Below are 19,776 nucleotides of genomic sequence, written 5' to 3' on the forward strand. Positions count from 1 at the left end.
TTGCCCAGTGTCGTTCAGTCCTTCGTGAGTGCGGTCTTACTACTACCAAGAGTACGTGTCTCGGCGGCCCTCGGTTCCCGACCGTGGACGGACGGCGGCCGCGTCGGCTGCCCGAAGAGCGCCGACCGCACGCCGGCACGGGCCTGGCGGACGGACTCGCGGGCGGTGGCCAGGGCCTGCCGAGTGGTACGGCCCACAGCGCGCCCGGCCGCCGCGACCGGCTTCCACACGGCATCGCGTACGAAGTGGCCGGCGGGTGTGAGGACGGTCCGGTACACCCACCGGGTCGGCTCGACGAAGATCCACCGGAAGAGGTTCGCCAGAAAGCGCCCGACGACGAGCGAGATCCGCCCGGCCACGCGCCACGCGTGTCCGAGGGCGTCCCGGATCTCCCGTCCGACGACGACGAGGAGCCGTCCGACCGGGGTGAGCACCCACCGCCACACGGCGATCGCGGGCAGGACGAGCAGCACACGCAGTGTCCAGTACACGCCGAGCCAGAGCCCGGCGAAGATCATCCGTACGAGCCGTACGACACCTCGGGCCACCCATGCGACGGCGTGTCCCACGGGCGTCAGCGCATACCGGTACAGCCACACGACCGGGACGACGAGGAGGTGGCGCACCAGCCAGGCCACGGCCGTGAACAGCGCGACCGCGACGGCGGCGATCCCGACCCCGACACCCCTGGCCAGCCAGGCGACGCCCCGCCCGAGCGGCGCCAACGTCCACCGGTACAGCCACCCGAGCCCGGCCCAGACGCCTCGGGCGACCCAGACGACTCCGGCCCAGAGCCCGGTGGCCACCCAGACGACTCCGCCCCAGATCCCGGCGGCCACCCACGCGATCGCATGCCCCACGGGCGTCAGCGCATACCGGTACACCCACACCACCGGCACGACGAGCAGTCGGTACCCGAGCCACCCGAGCCCCAGGGCGACGGGCACGACGACGTACCGCCACAGCGCCACCCACGGCCACACGAAGACGGCCCTGCCGACCCACAGCAACGCCCGCCCCACGGGCCGCAGCACGGCATCCGTCAGGAACCGCCCGACCACCACGAGCACGTCCCACGCCATCCGCACCGGCACGACGAGCACAAGCACGACGATCCGCACGGGAATCCGGATCACGACGGCGAGACACCCCTCAGGCGTCTGCTGCCCCTCAGGCGTCTGCTGCCGCACGGGGGCCTGTTGCCGCACGGGCGTCTGCTGCCGCCCCGCCGTCTGCCCCGCCGTCGGCTCGGCAGACGGCTCGACAGGCTGCCGGGCAGTCCTCTTCTCCAGGTCCATGACGACGTAGACGCCTCAGCAGCCTGTCCGGATCCAGCCACACGTCTGCACATTCCCGCCCCGTTGAATTCCCGTGGATTCCCGCCCCGTTCGTCCTTGTGTCCCGGCCTCCGGCCCCTACCGCTTGCGTCCCGAAGTCCGCGCGGACCTGGCCGGCTTGCCGGTCCGGGCGGACTTGGGGCGGCGCACCACGGCGGACAGGTTCGGTCCTGCGGCGTGCGGGGCGGAGAACTCCCGGTTGATCTCGACCTGGCGGCGGACACGCTCGGGCAGGTCCCGCATGGCCAGCAGCCTGTCGCACGCCCCCAGGGCCGCGGCGTGGTCACCCACCCAGTGCGCGGTGATGGAGAACTCGAACAGCAGGCCCCACCGATAGACCCAGGGCCTGGTGAAGAGCAGGTCGTCCGGCGCGGGCCGGTCGACGACGTCCACGAGGAGGGCGTGCGCGGTGTGAAAGCGGCGTCGGAGACGGAGACGGGAGGCCAACTCGTAGCAGGCTTCGAGCCTGGTGGGACGCGACTCCCAGGCCCGGGAGAAGGTGTCCATGGCTCCCGGCCAGTCCTCCTCCTTCTCCGCTCTGAGGATCCCCGCTTCGAGGAGCGAGCAGTAGACCTCCTCACCCCAGCCGCCCATCGCCGCACGTCGCTCGTACAGGGCGATCGCCTCGCGCGCGTGGCCCAGGTCGCGTTCGGTGTTGGCCAGGTAGAAGACGGTGCGGGGGTTGGTGGGGTCGCGTTCGAGTTCCCGCCTGAGCAGACGTGCGTCGCGCTCGAACTTGTCGCCGCGGCAGCCGCCGTCGGCGTGGTCCTCGATGACGATCGCGTCCAGGTTCTCCTGGACGTCGGATCCGTCGGTGCACGGGTACTCGTGGGTGACGCCTTCGTAGCGCCAGAGCCGGTCCCCCCGCATCAGGTGCTTGAAGCGGTGCTGGGTGCCCGGGGCGTCATAGCGCAGCATGTACGAGGTGGCCGTCAGCCGGGGCAGCGGCGCGTCCTGGCGCAGTACGTGGTCGGCGTCGACGGTGAGCAGGAAGTCGGCCTTTCCCCGGGCGTGTTGGATGTTCCGCGTCCGGTTGTGCCCGAAGTCGACCCAGGTCTCCTCGTGCAGCTCGCCCGGGATGCCGTCCAGCGCCTTGCGGACCAGGTCCTGCGTCCCGTCCGTCGAGCCGGTGTCGGAGATGACCCAGGTGTCGATCAGAGGCCGGACGGAGGCGAGACAGCGCTCGATGACCCGCGCCTCGTTCTTGACGATCATGCAGAGACAGATGGTCTGCGGCTTCACGGCCTCACCGGTCCCGGGGGTTGGAACGCTGCCCGAGCGGCCGCGTGACATACCCCCTCATATCTCACAAATGGCCGCCGACGGCGCTGAATTAGCCCACCCGTGACCCCCGGTTAGGCCGACTTGATGATCTACCTCCCCGTCCGGGCCAGCGCGCTGGTCGGCTCGGCGAACAGGGGTGAGGCTCACGATCGAGTGCGGGGAAAAACCCCAAACCGGTTGAAACAAGGAGCATATAGATGAGTCCTGAGCGCAGGACGATCTCGCTGATAGGCCCGCTGGCCCGACACAGGATCGCCAAGGTCAGCACGTTTGCCTCACTCGCGCTGGTAGTGACAGCCGGACTGGCCGGCCCCGCCGCCGCGGCAACGCGAAGCGTGTCCGAGCACGCCACCACGACGAGGGCCGGGGGCGACGGCTGCCCTCCCTCCGCGGAGCACGACCAGCAGCAGCACGACGGGCAGGCCCACAACGAGCAGGCCGGACAGCAGCAGGGCGAGCAGGCCGCACAGCAGCAGGCCGGACAGCAGCAGAGCGAGCAGCAGGCCGGGCAGGAGCAGGGCCAGTACGACGGATCGTCGTCCTACTGGTACGACGAGGAGGACCACAACCGCACCGCGACCCTCGGTGACAACGGCGGCCACTGCGAGGAAGGTCCGAGCGGTCCGACCGGCCCGCCGGGAGAGACCGGCGCCACGGGCGCGACGGGTGACACCGGCCCCCGGGGTGACACCGGTCCCCAGGGCGACATCGGACCTCAGGGCGACACCGGCGAGGTCGGCCCCACAGGCCCGGCCGGGCCCACCGGAGCGGACGGTCCAGTCGGACCTACCGGACCCGCAGGAGCGGACGGAGACACGGGGGCCACCGGAGCCACTGGTTCGACCGGCGCCACGGGCCCCGCCGGCCCCTGCTCCGACATCGACGCGGTGCAGGATTCGAAGAAGCTCGAGTTCCGGGTCGTACTGACCGACGGACGGGTCTTCGCGGGCATCCGCGACCTGCGGGGCGCGGTCGCCCACCCGTTCCTGTGGACCGACCTCACCACCCACCCCAACTTCCCCGCTGGTGGCCGTGATTCACAGGACCGGCCCGTTGGCTTCGCCTGCGGCGTCTCCGTCAACACCCCCGCCAACAGCCATGGCTACACGCACAAGGAAACGGGCAAGGAGCACGGCCAGAACACGGGCCAGAACCAGAGCCAGAGCCAGGGCACGAGCCAGAGCCCGACCCAGGACGCCGGCCAGAGCCACAGCCAAGGCACGAGCCAGAGCACCGGCCAGAGCCAGAACCAGAACCAGAACACGGCCCAGAGCCAAGGCCAAGGCCAGAGCCAGAACCAGAGCCAGGACACCGCCAAGGACTACGCCCAGGATTCAGGCGAGGGCTACTCCAAGGACACCGGCCAGGAGCAGGGCTCGGCCACGGGCCAGGCCCACGCCACGAGCACCGGCACGGACCACGCCACGAACGCGGGCACGGGCACGGGCACGGGCCACGGTGAGGGCAAGGGTCAGTACAAGGGCGAGCACGCGAGTGCCGACAAGGGCCTCGTCAAGTTCAACGTCGTCACCACCGTGGGCCAGATCTGGGAGACCACCTGCGTGGCGGTCGACACGGAGCCTCGCGCCACCCTGAACTGCGACGACGCCCAGGGCAACCCGCGGCCCTGGCTCAGGGTCGATCTCCAGCCCTCGGACAACATCACCAACGGCGGCGCAGCCGTCACACCCCGCGTGACCAACCGGCGGTAGCACGCGAGAAGGGGTGTCCGGATACCGGCCGACCGGCCTCCGGACACCCCTCCGACCATGCGCCTCACGGTTTGTGCCCCTCACGGCCACGACCGTTCCACGCTCATGACCGTGGACGGTCAGTGGCCGTGCTGCCCACTGCCCACCGACTGCTTCACCGACAACGGCAGCAGCTTCTTGCCGGGCGTATACGGCTCTACGGGATTGAGGAAGCAGCGTAGAAACCGACGCTTGCGCATTCCGTGATGAACTACCTCAGATGGCGGCGGGGTCATCGCTTGACGCGGTTGCGGATAGCGAGGACGGCGAAGCCCAGGAGGACGGGTTCGGTCAGGCGGGAGGTCATCTCGATGTGGGTGCCGGCGGTGGTCAGGTCCTGGCCGGAGGAGCGGAACACCACCGAGTTGAGCGTGACGTTCAGGGCCTTCTCGAAGCGCTCGCCGGTGAACCGGTTGCCGGTGGGGTTCTTCGGATCGTCCTAGTCGATCTCGAAGGTGACCTTGCCTCCGCCAGCGGGGACGGTGCCTTTCGGGCGGTGCCCGGGTCGGCCACCGACCCGGGCACCCGGTTCACTCCTCTACTCCATGAACTGGAAGGTCCACGCCTGACGCTGGTTGCTGACGTCGAGGGGCCTCAGGGCGATGCGAGGCGGGAAGATCCGCAGCAGGCTGAGATCCAGGGCCAACTCCGTGCCGCTGACGGGGCCTCCAGGAACGACGACGTGGAAGGTGTGCGGCTGCGCGCTCTGGTAGAGCGCCCACTCGCGGGGCTCGGGGAATCCAACGACCGGCTTGTTCTGCTCCGGGTCACCGTCGAAGGACAGGTACGTCCCGCTGCGGAGATTGCGGATCGTGCAGTTGCCGTTGCTGAGTTCTTCCAGCTGCCATTCCTGCTCACCGGGGTTGCCGGTGGGCGGCAGCAGCACAACGGGCGTCTTGGGCTCCGACGACCCACCCTCCATCGTGAGCAGTTGCTCACCGGGACGGGTGATCATGTAGGCGCCGTTCGGTACGGGTGCCAAGGCCGACTCCACTTCTGACGTGCGGTGCCCGCGAGGGGCCCCGCCGATCTTCTGGGCCGACGCATCCCTTCCCTGCCGACGCCCAATGGAGGTCGGAAAAGCTCTGTGTCACCCATCAGGAGTACAGCGGATTCATCCCGGTGTTCGACTAGCTCATCGAAGGGGCCTCCGGCGCCATCTTGGCGTATCCGGTGACAGTTGCCCTGCCGATCCCATGCGGGTGACAAGTAGCGTGCCGATCTGGTGACGACTGCGCCGCCTCACCAGCGCGAAAGCGCAGGATGACGGCTGCTGCTGGTGACAGCTACCGTGCGTCGGCACATCGATCTTTCGTGATGGTCCGGCGACGGAGTCGGTGGGCCAAGCCACGGCGCGACTGCTGCTCTCACGGCGTGATGTGGTCCCCCCAGCCGAACGTAGCCACGTACGCGCGCCGCACGGCGTTCCAACCACGCCAAGCGCGCAGATGCACAACCAACAGCGCCATGGAGTACCAGGCACCGAAACAGCCCGCGACTATCCCTGCCCGTCCGAGGCTTCCAAGGGTGGCGACGACAACCACCGCAAGGGCGGTCACCATCAAGCCGATGTGAGCTCCCCGCACATCTACCCTCATCGCACGGCGCACCGACCGGCGGTCCGCAGGTACATCCCGCGCGGGACGACGCCCCGCAGCCGCACCATCACCCTCGACGTCATCACCGCCCGTCACGGGCGCCTCCGCAGGGCTCCAGTCACCGGCACCGTCTCAGACCCACTCCACCTCGGACCGAACCCGCGCAGAGCCCACAGGAGGCGGCAGCGGCGTCCTAGGCGCTTCCCGCGAGGACCGCTGCCACACCCCGCGAGCACCCAGCCCGCGCAGCACAGCGGCAGCCTCCTCCTCCGTCACGTCCGCCAACGCATCCGTGATGCGTCGCAACGCCTCACCACTCACCCCGGAGACCGTCTCAGCTGGTCGGAGCCGGCTGCTTCACCGACAACGGCAGCAGCTTCTTGCCCGTGGGGCCGATCTGGATGTGGGTGTCCATCTGGGGGCACACCCCGGATACAACTCCGAGCGCAGCAGCCGCAGAGGAGACTCAAGTTTTTAAGAACAGGTCAGCAGTTGAGCGTTCTACTCGGAGCTCCACCAACCGCTTCCAGCGTGCCAGTCCTTCACCCAGTGCGCGAAGCCGTGTTCCGACTGCCCAGCGAGAGAACCGGTGTAAGGCGTGGCGCAGCCGTCACAGAGCCGCCACACGCGCCCACGCTGCGGCCCGGCCACCTCCAACGTCCAATACTCACCTACTCCGTCGGCCCCCAGCAGCACTGAACCGTCCTGGTACGTCCGGTGCAACAGGGACGAGTGGAGCGCGTGATCGTAGTAGTCGTACTCCCACTGCCACTCCTCCTCCAGGGGGAAGGGCCGGCCGGGCAAGCGTTCGGCGGTGCCGTCGAACGGCTCCGGACTCATCCAGCAGTCCGCCTCCCAGGACACCCAGCTGATCGGCTTCTCTCCCAGGGGCAACAAACCACCCCCCTCGGGCGGACCTTCGTTCGTCCCGTTCGCGATCTCGGCCACAAAGGTGCGATACGGCTCCGGCAACACCACGCCGTGCCTGCTCTCCCAGGCCCCGAGCGCTTCCCAGCCCAGAGGACGACGGCGACACTCCGCCGGAAAGGCTTCACGCAGCAGGCCCATCACACCCGAGATCGCGTCATCCATGCGCCAACAGTTACCACCAGGCACCGACACTCCGCCCTGGCCGTCCGGCGGGCAACTGGTCAGCTGGTAGCAGCCGTCTTCTTCACCGACAGCGGCAACAGTTTCTACCCGCTCTCGCTCAGTTGTGGCCATGTGTCGACAGGGTCAGCCTGCGTCGCGCTCGATCGATGTCCGTGACGATGACCGAGAGCTCGTCGCCGATCTGCACGATGCCTTCCGGAGCGCTCACGGGCTCCACACCAAGCTCGGACAGCGGGACCAGACCCTCGACCCCGTCCGCGACCTCAACGAAGACGCCGAACGGGACCAGCTTCGTCACCCGCCCACGCAGTGTCCGGCCGACAGCGATGCCCTCGGCGAACACCGCGAAAGGATCTGGTTGCAGCGCTCGCAGGGACAGCCGCGCCTCCCCGTTCCACGTGTCGAACTGCAAGAACTCGCACGACACGCGTTGCCCGACCTCGACGACCTCGGACGCCGCCTCGAAGCGCCGCCAGGACAGCTCTGGATACGTGATGAAGCCGACGCCGGGAAAAACCGGATGGTCAGGGCCCTCGTCCAGAGCCACGAACACGCCGAACCGCTCGATCGCCGCCACCACGCCGGTCAAAATCGCACCACGCCGAAGCCGCCGGAGAAACATCCACAGCTCCGCGTGCTCAGTCGCCGCCGTCGAAAGCCGAACCCGACCCCGGTCCAGATCCACGGCAATCACCTCAGCGGTGATTCGTTGCCCGTCCATCGCGCCTTCGGCCTGGCGTCGACGCCACGAGAAGTCCAGCGTCTCCACCACCACGCCGAGCGGGCGCGCCGAGAAGCCGTCCAGCATCACCGACACCTCGGACCGAGCGGCCGCCACGACCGTCCCCGAGCACAGATCACCGACCCGGAGCCCTGCCAGAAACCTCATGACAGCCTGATCGGTCGTCGCCTCCCCCATGCCGCCCACGGTCTCACGAGAAGCCGCCGGACCCGTCAGACCCACTCCACCTCGGACTGGATACCCGGACGGCCTCCAAGCCCCGGCAGAGGCGTCCTCGGAAGGTTCGGCACAACCCGCCGCGCCTTCACAACCCCGAGAGAGCCGAGCGCTGCGGCTACCTCATCCTCCGTGGCATCCGCCACAGCCTCAGCGATCCGCCGCAGCGCCTCACTCACCTTAGTGACCGTGTCCGCTGGTCGCCGCATCCTTCTTGACCGTCAGCGGCAGCAGCTTCTTGCCGCTCTCGCTCAGTTGTGGCCATGTGTCGAACTGGGGGCACACACCGCAGTCGAAGCACGGGGTCCAGCGGCAGTCCTCGACCTCGGTCTCGTCGAGGGAGTCCTGCCAGTCCTCCCAGAGCCAGTCCTTGTCGAGGCCGGAGTCCAGGTGGTCCCAGGGAAGGACCTCCTCGTAGGTGCGCTCGCGAGTGGTGTACCAGTCGACGTCGACACCGACGGCGGGGAGGGTCTTGTCGGCGCAGGCCATCCAGCGGTCGTAGGAGAAGTGCTCGCGCCAGCCGTCGAAGCGGCCGCCGTCCTCGTAGACCGCGCGGATGACGGCACCGATGCGGCGGTCGCCGCGCGACAGCAGGCCTTCGACGATGCCGGGCTTGCCGTCGTGGTAGCGGAAGCCGATGGAGCGGCCGTACTTCTTGTCGCCGCGGATCTTGTCGCGGAGCTTCTCCAGACGCGCGTCCGTCTCCTCGGCGGAGAGCTGCGGGGCCCACTGGAACGGCGTGTGCGGCTTGGGGACGAACCCGCCGATCGACACCGTGCAGCGGATGTCGTTCGAGCCGGAGACCTCGCGGCCCTTCTGGATGACGCGGGTCGCCATGTCGGCGATCTGGAGGACGTCCTCGTCGGTCTCGGTCGGCAGGCCGCACATGAAGTACAGCTTCACCTGGCGCCAGCCGTTGCCGTACGCGGTGGAGACGGTCCGGATCAGGTCCTCCTCCGAGACCATCTTGTTGATGACCTTGCGCATGCGCTCGGAGCCGCCCTCGGGCGCGAAGGTGAGGCCCGAGCGCCGGCCGTTCCTCGTCAGCTCGTTCGCGAGGTCGACGTTGAAGGCGTCCACGCGGGTCGAGGGGAGGGACAGGCCGACCTTGTCCTCCTCGTACCTGTCCGCCAGGCCCTTGGCGATGTCGCCGATCTCGCTGTGGTCGGCGGAGGAGAGCGAGAGGAGGCCCACCTCCTCGAAGCCCGTCGCCTTCAGCCCCTTCTCGACCATCTCGCCGATGCCCGTGATGGAGCGCTCGCGGACCGGGCGGGTGATCATGCCGGCCTGGCAGAAGCGGCAGCCGCGGGTACAGCCGCGGAAGATCTCCACCGACATCCGCTCGTGCACCGTCTCGGCGAGCGGGACCAGGGGCTGCTTGGGGTACGGCCACTCGTCCAGATCCATGACCGTGTGCTTGGACACGCGCCACGGGACACCCGACCTGTTCGGGACGACGCGGCCGATGCGGCCGTCCGCGAGGTACTCGACGTCGTAGAACGCCGGGATGTAGACGGAGCCGGTCCTCGCGAGGCGGAACAGGACCTCCTCGCGGCCACCGGGCCGGCCCTCCGCCTTCCACGCGCGGATGATCTCGGTCATGTCGAGCACGGCCTGCTCGCCGTCGCCGATGATCGCCGCGTCGATGAAGTCGGCGATCGGCTCGGGGTTGAAGGCCGCGTGGCCGCCCGCCAGCACGATCGGGTCGTCGACCGTCCGGTCCTTGGACTCCAGGGGGATCCCGGCCAGGTCCAGGGCGGTCAGCATGTTCGTGTAGCCCAGCTCCGTGGAGAAGGACAGACCGAACACGTCGAACGCCTTCACCGGGCGGTGGCTGTCGACCGTGAACTGCGGGACGCCGTGCTCGCGCATCAGCTCCTCCAGGTCCGGCCACACGCTGTAGGTGCGCTCGGCGAGGACGCCCTCGCGCTCGTTGAGCACCTCGTAGAGGATCATGACGCCCTGGTTGGGCAGACCGACCTCGTACGCGTCCGGGTACATGAGCGCCCAGTGGACGTCACACGACTCCCAGGGCTTGACGGTGGAGTTGAGCTCACCGCCCACGTACTGGATCGGCTTCTGCACATGCGGCAGCAGGGCCTCGAGCTGTGGGAAGACCGACTCGACAGACATCGCGGGGGTTACCTTCGTGAGCTGACAGGGGTGACCATCTAGCGTAACGCCCCCGGAGACACCCCTCGTACGCCCTTTTACCGACAGCCCGCTTCACCGACAGCCCGACGGCCGCCCGGCCGTCTCAGGGCCGCCCGCTCCGCCCGCCCTGCCGTCAGAGGGGTCAGAGGGGTCAGAGGGGCATGTCGCCGCTGATCTTCGACCACACCTCCGGCAGTGCCCCCTCCGCCAGCTCCGCCCGCCGCTCCTCCCTGCCGTACAGCAGCCCGTACGTGAAGGCGCTCTCCCCCGGCGCCGCGTGGGCCTGGTGGGCGAGGTCGCGCAGGGCCTCGCGGGCCATCACGCTGTCCTGGTGGTCGCCGAGGAGGCTCTGCAGGGACTTCATGTCCTTGACGAGCGCCTTGGCCGGTTTACCGAGGAGGGGGCCCGCCGCCTCGGCCGCGTACCGGGTGCGCTTGGTCTTCTTGCGGGCCTCGTGCATGGCGAGGTCACGGTCGACGCCGGGCGGCTGCGCCAGGGCCTCCTCGACCAGGGCCGCCACCTTGCCGAAGTCCTTCCTGACCACCTTGGTGATCACCTTCTCGGGGTCGCCCCCGGCGGCCTCGAGCAGCGGCGGGTCCATGATCACGGCGTCGAGGGAGTCCAGCAGCTCCAGATACCGCTGCCCGTCCAGCGCCTCGATCAGCTCGGCCCGGGGCCCGGTACCGCCGTCCTTCTCCGTCCAGGTGCGCAGCCGCGCACGGACCGGGCCCATCACCAGGCTTTCGGGGAGGTCGTCCAGCGCCTCGGTGAGACGTTCCGACAGCACCTCCTGGTCACGGTCGACGCCCAGCTCTCCCGCCAGCCACTTCAGCTCCTCGCCGATCGGGTCCGTGACGGCCCGGTCCAGCACCTTCCCGAACGACTTGAAGGTGCTGCGCAGCCGACGTGTGGCGACCCGCATGCTGTGGACGGAGTCGAAGACGTCCCGGCGGACGGCGGGATCCATCTCGACGATCGCGTCCCGCTGGGCTCGGACGTAGACGAGGACATGGTCGCCGGGCGTGACGGGCTCGCCGGGCGCCTCGGCCCCACGGCGCTTCCTGTCCTTCTTCTTGCTCTTCCTGGGCGCCGTCTCCTGCAGGGCCCTGGCCATCTTCGACGGGGACTCCGACGGCCTGACGCCCGCTTTGCGCAGCTTCTTGTCGACCTTGTCGAGGAACCCCGGGTCGCCGTCGTCGGCGAGCTCCACCTCGATCTCGGACCACTGGGCGGTCCGGCCCTCCTCGGTGAGCCGCTCGGCGACCACGGCGTCCACGCTGACCTCGGCGAGGAGAGTGCCGTCCGCGTCGAGCAGCTCGCGGACGTCACGGGTGGAGAGGAGACGGACCAGCGGGACCAGCTCGGTCTCCCGGACCCGGGAACGCACCAGCCCCGCGAGCTCCGCGGGCAGCGTGTCGGACAGCGGGGCCCGGATCTCGTCCCGTACGCCCGAGGAGACCGGGAACTTCAGATGCCAGCCCGCGTCACTGCCTCCCGTGCGGCGACGCAGGGTGATGGACGCGGCGGCGAGGCGCTCGTCGAGGGTGTCGTAGTAGACGGCGTCCAGCTCCGCCACACCCTTGTCTATGACGGTCGCGACCCCGGCCACACCGATGAGGTCCGGCAGGCCGCTCTCGTCGGACTCGTACTTCCGCTCGATCTCGCGCTTGGTGTCCGCCATACAAGGAATCTAGTCCCACTTGGAGCAAAGGGGCAGACCATCGCGCCCCTGAAGGGGCGCGGCCCCCCTACGCCGACATGGGACGCTGCACCCGGATGGACTGCAGCAACCCCACCGCCACCCACACCGCGAACATCGACGAGCCTCCGTACGACACGAACGGCAGGGGCAGTCCCGCCACCGGCATGATGCCGAGGGTCATTCCGATGTTCTCGAAGGACTGGAAGGCGAACCAGGCGATGATGCCGCCGGCGACGATCGTGCCGTACAGCTCGGTGGTCTCGCGGGCGATCCGGCAGGCCCGCCACAGGACGACACCGAGCAGCAGGATGATCAGTCCGGCGCCCACGAAGCCCAGCTCCTCCCCCGCCACCGTGAAGACGAAGTCGGTCTGCTGCTCGGGCACGAACTGGCCGGTGGTCTGCGAGCCCTTGAACAGCCCGGTGCCGAGCAGTCCGCCGGAGCCGATGGCGATACGGGCCTGGTTGGTGTTGTAACCGACGCCGGCCGGGTCGAGCTCGGGGTTGGCGAAGGCGGCGAAGCGGTTGATCTGGTACTCGTCGAGCACCCCCAGCTGCCAGACGGCGATCGCGCCCGTCGCGCCCGCGCCGATCAGGCCGAGGATCCACCGGTTCGATGCGCCGGAGGTGAGCAGGACACCCAGCACGATGACCACCATGACCATGACCGAGCCGAGGTCGGGCATGAGCAGGACGATCAGTATCGGGACGGCGGCGAGACCGAGGGCCTGGACGACCGTGCGGTGGTCGGGGTGGGCTTTGTCGCCCGCGTCCACCCGGGCCGCCAGCAGCATCGCCATGCCCAGGATGATCGTGATCTTCACGAACTCCGAGGGCTGGAGCGAGAAGCCACCGCCGATGACGATCCACGCGTGGGCGCCGTTGATCGTCGCGCCCAGCGGAGTAAGCACCAGCAGGATCAGCAGGACCGAGATGCCGTACAGGATCGGTACGGCCGTGCGCAGGGTGCGGTGGCCGAGCCAGACCGTGCCGATCATCAGGGCGAACCCGATGCCGGTGTTGAGCAGATGCCGGAAGAGGAAGTAGTACGGGTCGCCCTGGTTGAGCTCGGTGCGGTTGCGGGTCGCCGAGAAGACGAGGGCCGCGCCGATCAGGGAGAGCGCGATGGCCGAGAACAGTATCGGCCAGTCGAGCCGCCGGGTGAGCGAGTCACGGGCGAACAGCCGGGTCCAGCCGGTGCGTTCGGGCCCGTACCCGGAGACGGAGAAGCTGTTGCCGGTCATACGGTGGCCCTCCGCCCCTTGCCGCTCCCGCGCTGGTCTCCGCCGCCGCTTGTGCACCGCCGGCCGCGGTGGCTTCGTCGGCGTGCGGCCCGGTTGCCGCTGCCGCCGCGCGTACTGACGATCGCCGCCGGGACGTCGAAGGACACCGGCTGGGCGCCCGGCCCCGCGGCGATCGCCTGGGTGCCGTCCTCCGCGGTCTCCTTGTCCGTCTTCTTCGGCGGGTAGGAGTCCAGCTTCGGAGCGTCGATCGAGCCGTCGGACTCGATCTTCGGCAGGCCCTTCTGCGGGGTGGACAGCAGCGCCTTCTTCTTGTCGATCTCGCCGTCCTCGGAGACGCCGTAGAGCGCGTTGTAGAGCTTGCGCACGGCGGGCGCCGAGGCGCCGGAGCCCGTACCACCCTGGGAGATCGTCATGACGATCGAGTAGTCCTTGGTGTACGTGGTGAACCATGAGGTCGTCTGCTTGCCATAGACCTCGGCGGTACCGGTCTTGGCGTGCATCGGGATCTTGTCCTGCGGCCAGCCCTGGAAGCGCCAGGCGGCCGTACCCCGGGTCGCGACTCCCGCGAGGGCTTCGTCTATCTCGTCCCGGGTCTTCTTCGTCATCGGCAGCTTGCCGTGCGACTTGGGTGCGATCTCCTGCACGTTCTTGCCGTCGGGGCTGATGATGGCCTTGCCGACCGTGGGGTCGTAGAGGGTGCCGCCGTTGGAGATGGCCGCGTAGATGGTGGCCATCTGGATGGGGGTGACGAGGGTGTCACCCTGGCCGATGGAGTAGTTGACGGAGTCACCGGCGCGCAGGCGGTTGCCTTCGAGGCAGTTCTCGTAGGCGATCTGCTCGGCGTACGAGCCGCCCTTCTTGCCGTACTTGCACCAGGCGTCCTTGTTGGCCTTCCAGTAGTCCTGCTTCCACTGGCGGTCGGGGATGCGGCCGGTGACCTCGTTGGGCAGGTCGATGCCGGTCTCGGCGCCGAGGCCGAACTGGTGGGCGGTCTTGTAGAACCAGTCCTTGGCGCCCTTCTTGGGCTTGATGCCGCCGTCGCGCTTCCACTCCTCGTGGGAGAGGCGGTAGAAGACGGTGTCGCAGGAGACCTCCAGTGCCTTGCCGAGGCTGATCCCGCCATGGCTCTGGGACTCGAAGTTCTTGAAGACCTGGCCGCCGATCGAGTACGAACTGGAGCATTGGTAGGGGCCGTTGAAGGAGTAGCCCGCGTTGACCGCGGCGGCCGTCGGGATCACCTTGAAGACCGAGCCGGGGGCCGACTGGCCCTGGATCGCGCGGTTCAGCAGCGGGTAGTTGGACTTCTTGCCGGTGAGCCGGGCGTAGTCCTTGGCGGAGATGCCGCCGACCCAGGCGTTCGGGTCGTAGTCCGGGTTCGAGGCCATGGCGACGACGCGGCCGGTCTTGGCCTCCATCACGACGACGGCGCCGGAGTCGGCCTTGTAGTTCGTCCCCGTGTTGCGGTCCATCTGCTTGCGGGCTTCCTTCATCGCCTCGTTGAGTTCGTACTCGGCGATGCGCTGCACGCGGGCGTCGATGCTGGTGACCAGGTTGGCGCCGGGCTCGGCGGGGTCGGCCTCGGCCTCACCGATGACGCGGCCGAGGTTGTCGACCTCGTAGCGGGTGACGCCGGCCTTGCCGCGCAGCTCCTTGTCGTACTGGCGCTCCAGGCCGGAGCGGCCGACCTGGTCGGAGCGCAGATACGGCGAGTCGGTGTCCTGGGCCTTGGTGATCTCCTCGTCGGTGACCGGCGAGAGGTAGCCGAGGACCTGGGCGGTGTTGGAGCCGCCGGGGCTCGCGTAACGGCGGACGGCCTGGGGCTCGGCGGTGATGCCGGGGAAGTCCTCGGAGCGCTCGCGGATCTGCAGGGCCTGCTTGGCGGTGGCCTCGTCGGTGATGGGGATCGGCTGGTAGGGCGAGCCGTTCCAGCAGGGCTGCGGCGTCTTGGAGTCGCAGAGCCGGACCTTGGCCATGACGTCCTGGGGTTTCATGTCCAGGACGCCGGCGAGCTTGGTGAGGACGGCCTTGCCGTCGTCGTCCATCTTCAGCAGGTCCGTGCGGGAGGCGGAGACGACCAGCCGGGTCTCGTTGTCGGCGATCGGCACTCCGCGCGCGTCCAGGATCGAGCCGCGCACGGCGGGCTGCACGACCTGCTGGACGTGGTTGCCGGAGGCCTCCTTGGCGTACGCGTCGCCCTCGCGGATCTGGAGGTACCAGAGGCGGCCGCCGAGGGTCCCGAGGAGGGAGAAGACGAGGATCTGGATGATGATGAGCCGGATCTGGACCCGTGGGGTCCGCCCGGTCTCCGGGATGTTGGTCACTGTCTCCCCCTCTCAGTGCGTGGACGGGTGGTGCGCGTGGTGCCGGTACATGGGGTACACCGCTCGGCCGTGATCGGTTCCCGTGCCCGGCCGAGGAGCCGGACGAGACGCCGGCCGAAGGGCTGGTCCTTGTCCCGGTCGGGCCCTCCGGCAAGCCATCCGGCAGGCCCTCTGACGTGCCGTCACAGCCGCTTGACCCCCTTGATGCGTCCCGCCCGGGCCATCCGTGATCGCGCGGCCTTGATGCGGAGTCCGCCGCGCTGGTTGCCGATGCGCAGGCCGGTGCCGGAGGAGAGCCAGCCGGAGGAGACGTCGGCCGCCTTGGCGGCGCTGTTGCTCTCGGCGAGCGGGTCGTTGTCGGCGCGCCGGGCGAGCGCCATGACGCCGGGGACGACGAAGGGCGCGAGCAGCAGGTCGTACAGCACGGCGGTGAACAGCAGGCTGGGCAGGCCGACATGGCGGGCCGCGTCGTCGCCGACGAGGGCGCCGACAGCGGCGTAGAGGAGCGTCGAGCCGAGCGCGGCGACGACGACCACGGCCATCGGCCCGGTCGCCGACTTGAGCCGGCCGGTCTCGGGTTTGGCGAGCCCCGCGAGGTAGCCGATGACGCAGAGGACCAGGGCGTACCGTCCGGCCGCGTGGTCGGCGGGTGGCGCGAGGTCGGACAGCAGGCCGGCGCCGAAGCCGATGAGGGCGCCGCCGACATGGCCATAGACCAGGGCGAGGCCGAGCACGGTGAGGAGCACCAGGTCCGGTACGGCGCCCGGGAGATGGAGTCTGGCGAGGACACTCACCTGGATCACCAGGGCGACGATCACCAGGGTGGTGGAGAGCAGCATCCGGTTGAAGCGCATGAAGGGTTCAGCTCCTACTGTCCTACGTCCTACTGCTCTTGCGGCTGTCCGTCGGTGCCTTCGCCGGGTTCGCCCGCGCCCGGTGTGACCGTCACCGTCACGGTCGGGGTGGGGGTGGCCTTCGGCTTGTCCGGCAGGACGGTGTCGCGCGGGTCCTTGCGGGGTGCCTGGACGACGACGCCGACGATGTCGAGCTGGGTGAAGGACACGAACGGCTTGACGTAGACCGTGCGGGTGAGGTCGCCGCCGGAGGGGTCGACGCGGGAGACGACACCGACCGGGACGCCGGGTACGAACGGCTTGTCGGCCTGCGAGCCGAAGGTGACGAGGCGGTCGCCCGCCTTCACCTTGGCCTTGCCGTTGAGGAGTTCGACGCGCAGCGGGCGGTCGCCCTGGCCGGAGGCGAAGCCGAGTTCGTCGGTGGCCTCCATGCGGGTGCCGACGGTGAAGTCGGGGTCGTTGGCGAGGAGCACGGTCGCGGTGTTCGGTCCGACGGTGGTGACGCGGCCGACGAGACCGTCGCCGTTGAGGACGGTCATGTCGCGGGTGATGCCGTCGTCGGTGCCGATGTCGATGGTGACGGTCCAGGAGAAGCCCTGGGCCGCTCCTATGGCGATGACCTCGGCGCCCTTGATGCCGTACTGGCCGTTCGCGGCGGTCTTCAGCATCTTGTCGAGCTGGCCGACCCTGCTGCGGTTGCGGTCGTCGCTGCCGAGGGACGCCTTCAGTTCGGCGTTCTCCTTCTCCAGCGCGGCGAGGCGGTCATGGCGGGAGCCGGAGTCGCGGACGGCGCTTATGGCGTTGCCGATCGGGTCGACGGCGGTCGACACGCCGTCCTCGATCGGGCCGAAGACCGTGGCCGCGCCACGTCGGACACCGTCGACCGGTGAGTCCTCCCCGCCGCGGATGTCCACCGTGATCAGCGCGAACGCGACGGCGACCAGCAGCACCAGGAGCAGCCGGCTCTCTCGTGTGTCCCTCACGTGCGGCGGCCGTGCCTTCCTCATAGGAATTCGACAGGAATGGGGGAATTCGGGTAGCCCCTGGAAATCCCGAGACGGGAACGACAGGGGCGCTTTGTGGGAGCTTATGCCTCGATATCAACGATCCGCCGCACGAGAGGAGAACGTCCCGTACGGCGGAATCGACGTGTTACGTCATCTGCGGGGCTGGGCGTCGAGCACCTGCTGCAACGCCTCGAACTCCTCGACGCACTTGCCGGAGCCGAGCGCCACGCTGTCCAGCGGGTCCTCGGCGATATGGATCGGCATTCCGGTCTCACGGCGCAGCCGCTCGTCGAGACCGCGGAGCAGGGCGCCGCCGCCGGTGAGGACGATGCCACGGTCCATGATGTCGCCGGAGAGCTCCGGCGGGCACTTGTCGAGGGTCGTCTTGACGGCATCGACGATGGCGTTGACGGGTTCCTCGATCGCCTTCCGCACTTCCGCGGCGGAGATGACGACGGTCTTGGGCAGCCCGGACACCAGGTCCCGGCCGCGGATCTCGGTGTGCTCGTCAGCGTCGAGGTCGTACGCCGAACCGATCGTGATCTTGATCTGTTCGGCCGTCCGCTCACCGAGAAGGAGCGAGTACTCCTTCTTGATGTGCTGGATGATCGCGTTGTCCAACTCGTCGCCCGCGACGCGGATGGACTGGGCGGTGACGATGCCGCCGAGGGAGATGACCGCGACCTCCGTGGTGCCGCCGCCGATGTCCACCACCATGTTGCCCGTGGCCTCGTGGACCGGCAGGCCGGAGCCGATGGCCGCGGCCATGGGCTCCTCGATGATGTGCACCTGCCGGGCGCCGGCCTGGGAGGATGCCTCGATGACGGCGCGACGCTCGACACCGGTGATGCCGGACGGCACGCAGACGACGACCCGAGGACGGGCGAGATACCGCCGCTTGTGGATCTTCAGGATGAAGTAGCGGAGCATCCGCTCGGTGATCTCGAAGTCGGCGATGACACCGTCCTTCAGCGGACGTACGGCAACGATGTTGCCCGGCGTCCGCCCGATCATCTTCTTCGCCTCCGCGCCGACCGCGAGAATTCCACCGGTGTTGGTGTTGATCGCGACGACGGACGGCTCGTTCAGTACGATCCCGCGACCCCTGACGTACACCAGCGTGTTGGCGGTCCCGAGGTCGACAGCCATGTCACGGCCGATGAACGACATTGAGTTCCCCATCAGGATTCGTCTGGCCTTCCCAAGTGGAGCACTGACGGCTTTTGAGAGCTTTTCAGGCTTTTCGGGTCGGCGAAGTGGGTGCTGTGACGTGAAGGCTTACATCGTAGTCTCGCCCGCACGAACACTGCGCGAGGGTCTTCGCCATTGTGGGCATGCGATGCGCCGCCTCGCCTGTGGAGACGATCCATCAGGGGTGCGCGTTCCCCCGATCGCCGCGCATATGCCGTTGTACGGCCGGTTTTTCGGCGGGTTGGCTGGTCAGCCGGGGTGTAGGCCGTGTGGGTGGTGGCCGAGTGTTGCAGAAGTATGCAGGCGGCGGGAGCGAGCGGAATCACCGGCCCCCGCCGTCGCGAACGGTACTACGCGCGCCCGGGGAAGAAGATCTTCACCTCGCGTTCGGCGGACTCCTCGGAGTCCGACGCGTGAATCAGGTTCTCCCGCACGATCACACCGTAGTCACCACGGATGGAACCGGGCTGCGCGGCGATCGGGTCGGTCGGGCCGGCCAGCGCCCGCACTCCCTCGATGACGCGCTCGCCCTCGACGATCAGCGCGACGACCGGTCCGGAGGCCATGAACTCGACGAGCGGCTCGTAGAACGGCTTGCCCTTGTGCTCGCCGTAGTGCTGCTCCAGCGTGTCCTGGTCCAGGGTCCGCAGCTCCAGCGCGGTGATCTGCCAGCCGGCTTTCCGCTCGATACGGCTGATGATCTCGCCGGTCAGGCCACGCCGGACGGCGTCGGGCTTGAGCAGGACGAGGGTGCGCTGGCTCACGGTGGTGACTCCTTCATCACAAGGGTGCGGAGCTCAGAGGCTACAGGGCGAGTCCGACCGTGTGTTACGCAGCGTCAGGGTGGCCCGGCGGGGGCACGGCCTCGGGTGGGCAAGGGGCTCGCTGCCCGCTGTCTCAGGAGGCTCCGGCGCCGGCCTCGGCGGAAGCCTGGGCCGCGAACCGGGCCTTCGCCTCGTCGATCTTCCGCCCGTAGTGGACCGAGGCCCACCACAGGGTGGCGAAGACCGCGCCCATGAAGAACATGGTCGGGACGAAGAAGCCGGAGGCGATCAGACCGATCTGGAGCGCCCAGCCGAACTGGACGCCGCCGGGCCGGGTGACCAGACCGCACAGCACGACGCACAGGAACATGGCGATGCCGCTGACCGTCCAGACCGTCGACATGGCCAGGTCCGGGTCCTTCATGGCGACCAGCCCGGCGAAGCCGATGACGAAGAACTCGCCGATCAGGGTCGAAGCACAGAGGGTACGCATGTCGTG

15 protein-coding genes and 1 pseudogene are annotated in these 19,776 nt (G+C 68.8%); 1 reads left to right on the forward strand and 15 read right to left on the reverse strand.

The window, feature by feature from the left end; genetic code table 11:
• Positions 1-14: 14 nt before the first annotated feature.
• Both OG202_RS17290 and OG202_RS17295 read right to left on the reverse strand, forming a co-directional pair.
• Complete coding sequence (locus OG202_RS17290; protein WP_328223069.1) at positions 15-1,298, reverse strand: hypothetical protein; 1,284 nt, start codon at positions 1,296-1,298, stop codon at positions 15-17.
• A 117-nt stretch (positions 1,299-1,415) separates the two neighbouring features.
• The gene (locus OG202_RS17295; RefSeq protein WP_328223071.1) at positions 1,416-2,552 is read right to left on the reverse strand and encodes a glycosyltransferase; all 1,137 of its coding nucleotides are present in this window, start codon (positions 2,550-2,552) and stop codon (positions 1,416-1,418) included.
• A 266-nt stretch (positions 2,553-2,818) separates the two neighbouring features.
• Here OG202_RS17295 and OG202_RS17300 point away from each other — a divergent pair, with 266 nt between their 5' ends.
• A complete protein-coding gene (locus OG202_RS17300; protein WP_328223072.1) occupies positions 2,819-4,333 on the forward strand; it encodes a collagen-like protein in 1,515 nt (504 codons plus the stop codon).
• 271 nt (positions 4,334-4,604) lie between these two features.
• Here the strand turns inward: OG202_RS17300 and OG202_RS17305 are convergent.
• The 13 genes and pseudogenes from OG202_RS17305 to OG202_RS17365 all read right to left on the reverse strand — a co-directional run.
• Positions 4,605-4,862, reverse strand: a pseudogene (locus OG202_RS17305) (hypothetical protein); the annotation flags it as partial.
• 48 nt (positions 4,863-4,910) lie between these two features.
• Positions 4,911-5,354, reverse strand: a complete 444-nt coding sequence (locus tag OG202_RS17310; protein WP_327729720.1) for an RICIN domain-containing protein — start codon at positions 5,352-5,354, stop codon at positions 4,911-4,913.
• Between the two features lie 1,117 nt (positions 5,355-6,471).
• Positions 6,472-7,062, reverse strand: coding sequence for an SMI1/KNR4 family protein (locus OG202_RS17315; RefSeq protein ID WP_327729719.1), 591 nt, complete (start codon positions 7,060-7,062; stop codon positions 6,472-6,474).
• Positions 7,063-7,180: 118 nt separating this feature from the next.
• Complete coding sequence (locus OG202_RS17320) at positions 7,181-8,002, reverse strand: S1 RNA-binding domain-containing protein (RefSeq protein WP_327729718.1); 822 nt, start codon at positions 8,000-8,002, stop codon at positions 7,181-7,183.
• A 219-nt stretch (positions 8,003-8,221) separates the two neighbouring features.
• The gene (locus OG202_RS17325) at positions 8,222-10,174 is read right to left on the reverse strand and encodes a TIGR03960 family B12-binding radical SAM protein (RefSeq protein WP_327729717.1); all 1,953 of its coding nucleotides are present in this window, start codon (positions 10,172-10,174) and stop codon (positions 8,222-8,224) included.
• A gap of 172 nt (positions 10,175-10,346) precedes the next feature.
• A complete protein-coding gene (locus OG202_RS17330; protein ID WP_327729716.1) occupies positions 10,347-11,876 on the reverse strand; it encodes a CYTH and CHAD domain-containing protein in 1,530 nt (509 codons plus the stop codon).
• A gap of 67 nt (positions 11,877-11,943) precedes the next feature.
• Complete coding sequence (gene rodA, locus OG202_RS17335; RefSeq protein ID WP_326582812.1) at positions 11,944-13,140, reverse strand: rod shape-determining protein RodA; 1,197 nt, start codon at positions 13,138-13,140, stop codon at positions 11,944-11,946.
• Positions 13,137-15,461: a penicillin-binding protein 2 gene (mrdA, locus tag OG202_RS17340; RefSeq protein ID WP_328223073.1), complete on the reverse strand. Its 2,325-nt coding sequence runs from the start codon at positions 15,459-15,461 to the stop codon at positions 13,137-13,139. The genes rodA and mrdA overlap by 4 nt, the downstream gene beginning before the upstream one ends.
• Positions 15,462-15,643: 182 nt before the next feature.
• The gene (gene mreD / locus OG202_RS17345; protein WP_327729714.1) at positions 15,644-16,315 is read right to left on the reverse strand and encodes a rod shape-determining protein MreD; all 672 of its coding nucleotides are present in this window, start codon (positions 16,313-16,315) and stop codon (positions 15,644-15,646) included.
• Between the two features lie 29 nt (positions 16,316-16,344).
• Positions 16,345-17,298 carry a rod shape-determining protein MreC gene (mreC, locus tag OG202_RS17350; protein WP_327729713.1) on the reverse strand — a complete coding sequence of 318 codons (954 nt, stop codon included), beginning with the start codon at positions 17,296-17,298 and terminating at the stop codon, positions 16,345-16,347.
• A 174-nt stretch (positions 17,299-17,472) separates the two neighbouring features.
• A complete protein-coding gene (locus OG202_RS17355) occupies positions 17,473-18,492 on the reverse strand; it encodes a rod shape-determining protein (RefSeq protein ID WP_004931372.1) in 1,020 nt (339 codons plus the stop codon).
• A gap of 371 nt (positions 18,493-18,863) precedes the next feature.
• A complete protein-coding gene (ndk, locus tag OG202_RS17360) occupies positions 18,864-19,277 on the reverse strand; it encodes a nucleoside-diphosphate kinase (protein ID WP_319064820.1) in 414 nt (137 codons plus the stop codon).
• 133 nt (positions 19,278-19,410) lie between these two features.
• Positions 19,411-19,770: a DUF4233 domain-containing protein gene (locus OG202_RS17365; protein ID WP_327729712.1), complete on the reverse strand. Its 360-nt coding sequence runs from the start codon at positions 19,768-19,770 to the stop codon at positions 19,411-19,413.
• Between the last annotated feature and the right edge of the window lie 6 nt (positions 19,771-19,776).

Origin of the sequence: Streptomyces sp. NBC_00310 (genome assembly GCF_036208085.1) — a bacterium.
Taxonomy (GTDB): domain Bacteria; phylum Actinomycetota; class Actinomycetes; order Streptomycetales; family Streptomycetaceae; genus Streptomyces.

Excerpts from the sequence above, each read along its gene's own strand:
- OG202_RS17330 (WP_327729716.1), bottom strand. The coding sequence starts at position 11,876 with ATGGCGGACACCAAGCGCGAGATCGAGCGGAAGTACGAGTCCGACGAG.
- OG202_RS17325 (WP_327729717.1), bottom strand. The coding sequence starts at position 10,174 with ATGTCTGTCGAGTCGGTCTTCCCACAGCTCGAGGCCCTGCTGCCGCAT.
- OG202_RS17300 (WP_328223072.1), top strand. The coding sequence starts at position 2,819 with ATGAGTCCTGAGCGCAGGACGATCTCGCTGATAGGCCCGCTGGCCCGA.
- OG202_RS17320 (WP_327729718.1), bottom strand. The coding sequence starts at position 8,002 with ATGGGGGAGGCGACGACCGATCAGGCTGTCATGAGGTTTCTGGCAGGG.
- OG202_RS17355 (WP_004931372.1), bottom strand. The coding sequence starts at position 18,492 with ATGTCGTTCATCGGCCGTGACATGGCTGTCGACCTCGGGACCGCCAAC.
- OG202_RS17290 (WP_328223069.1), bottom strand. The coding sequence starts at position 1,298 with ATGGACCTGGAGAAGAGGACTGCCCGGCAGCCTGTCGAGCCGTCTGCC.
- mreD (WP_327729714.1), bottom strand. The coding sequence starts at position 16,315 with ATGCGCTTCAACCGGATGCTGCTCTCCACCACCCTGGTGATCGTCGCC.
- OG202_RS17295 (WP_328223071.1), bottom strand. The coding sequence starts at position 2,552 with ATGATCGTCAAGAACGAGGCGCGGGTCATCGAGCGCTGTCTCGCCTCC.
- OG202_RS17315 (WP_327729719.1), bottom strand. The coding sequence starts at position 7,062 with ATGGATGACGCGATCTCGGGTGTGATGGGCCTGCTGCGTGAAGCCTTT.
- OG202_RS17365 (WP_327729712.1), bottom strand. The coding sequence starts at position 19,770 with ATGCGTACCCTCTGTGCTTCGACCCTGATCGGCGAGTTCTTCGTCATC.
- rodA (WP_326582812.1), bottom strand. The coding sequence starts at position 13,140 with ATGACCGGCAACAGCTTCTCCGTCTCCGGGTACGGGCCCGAACGCACC.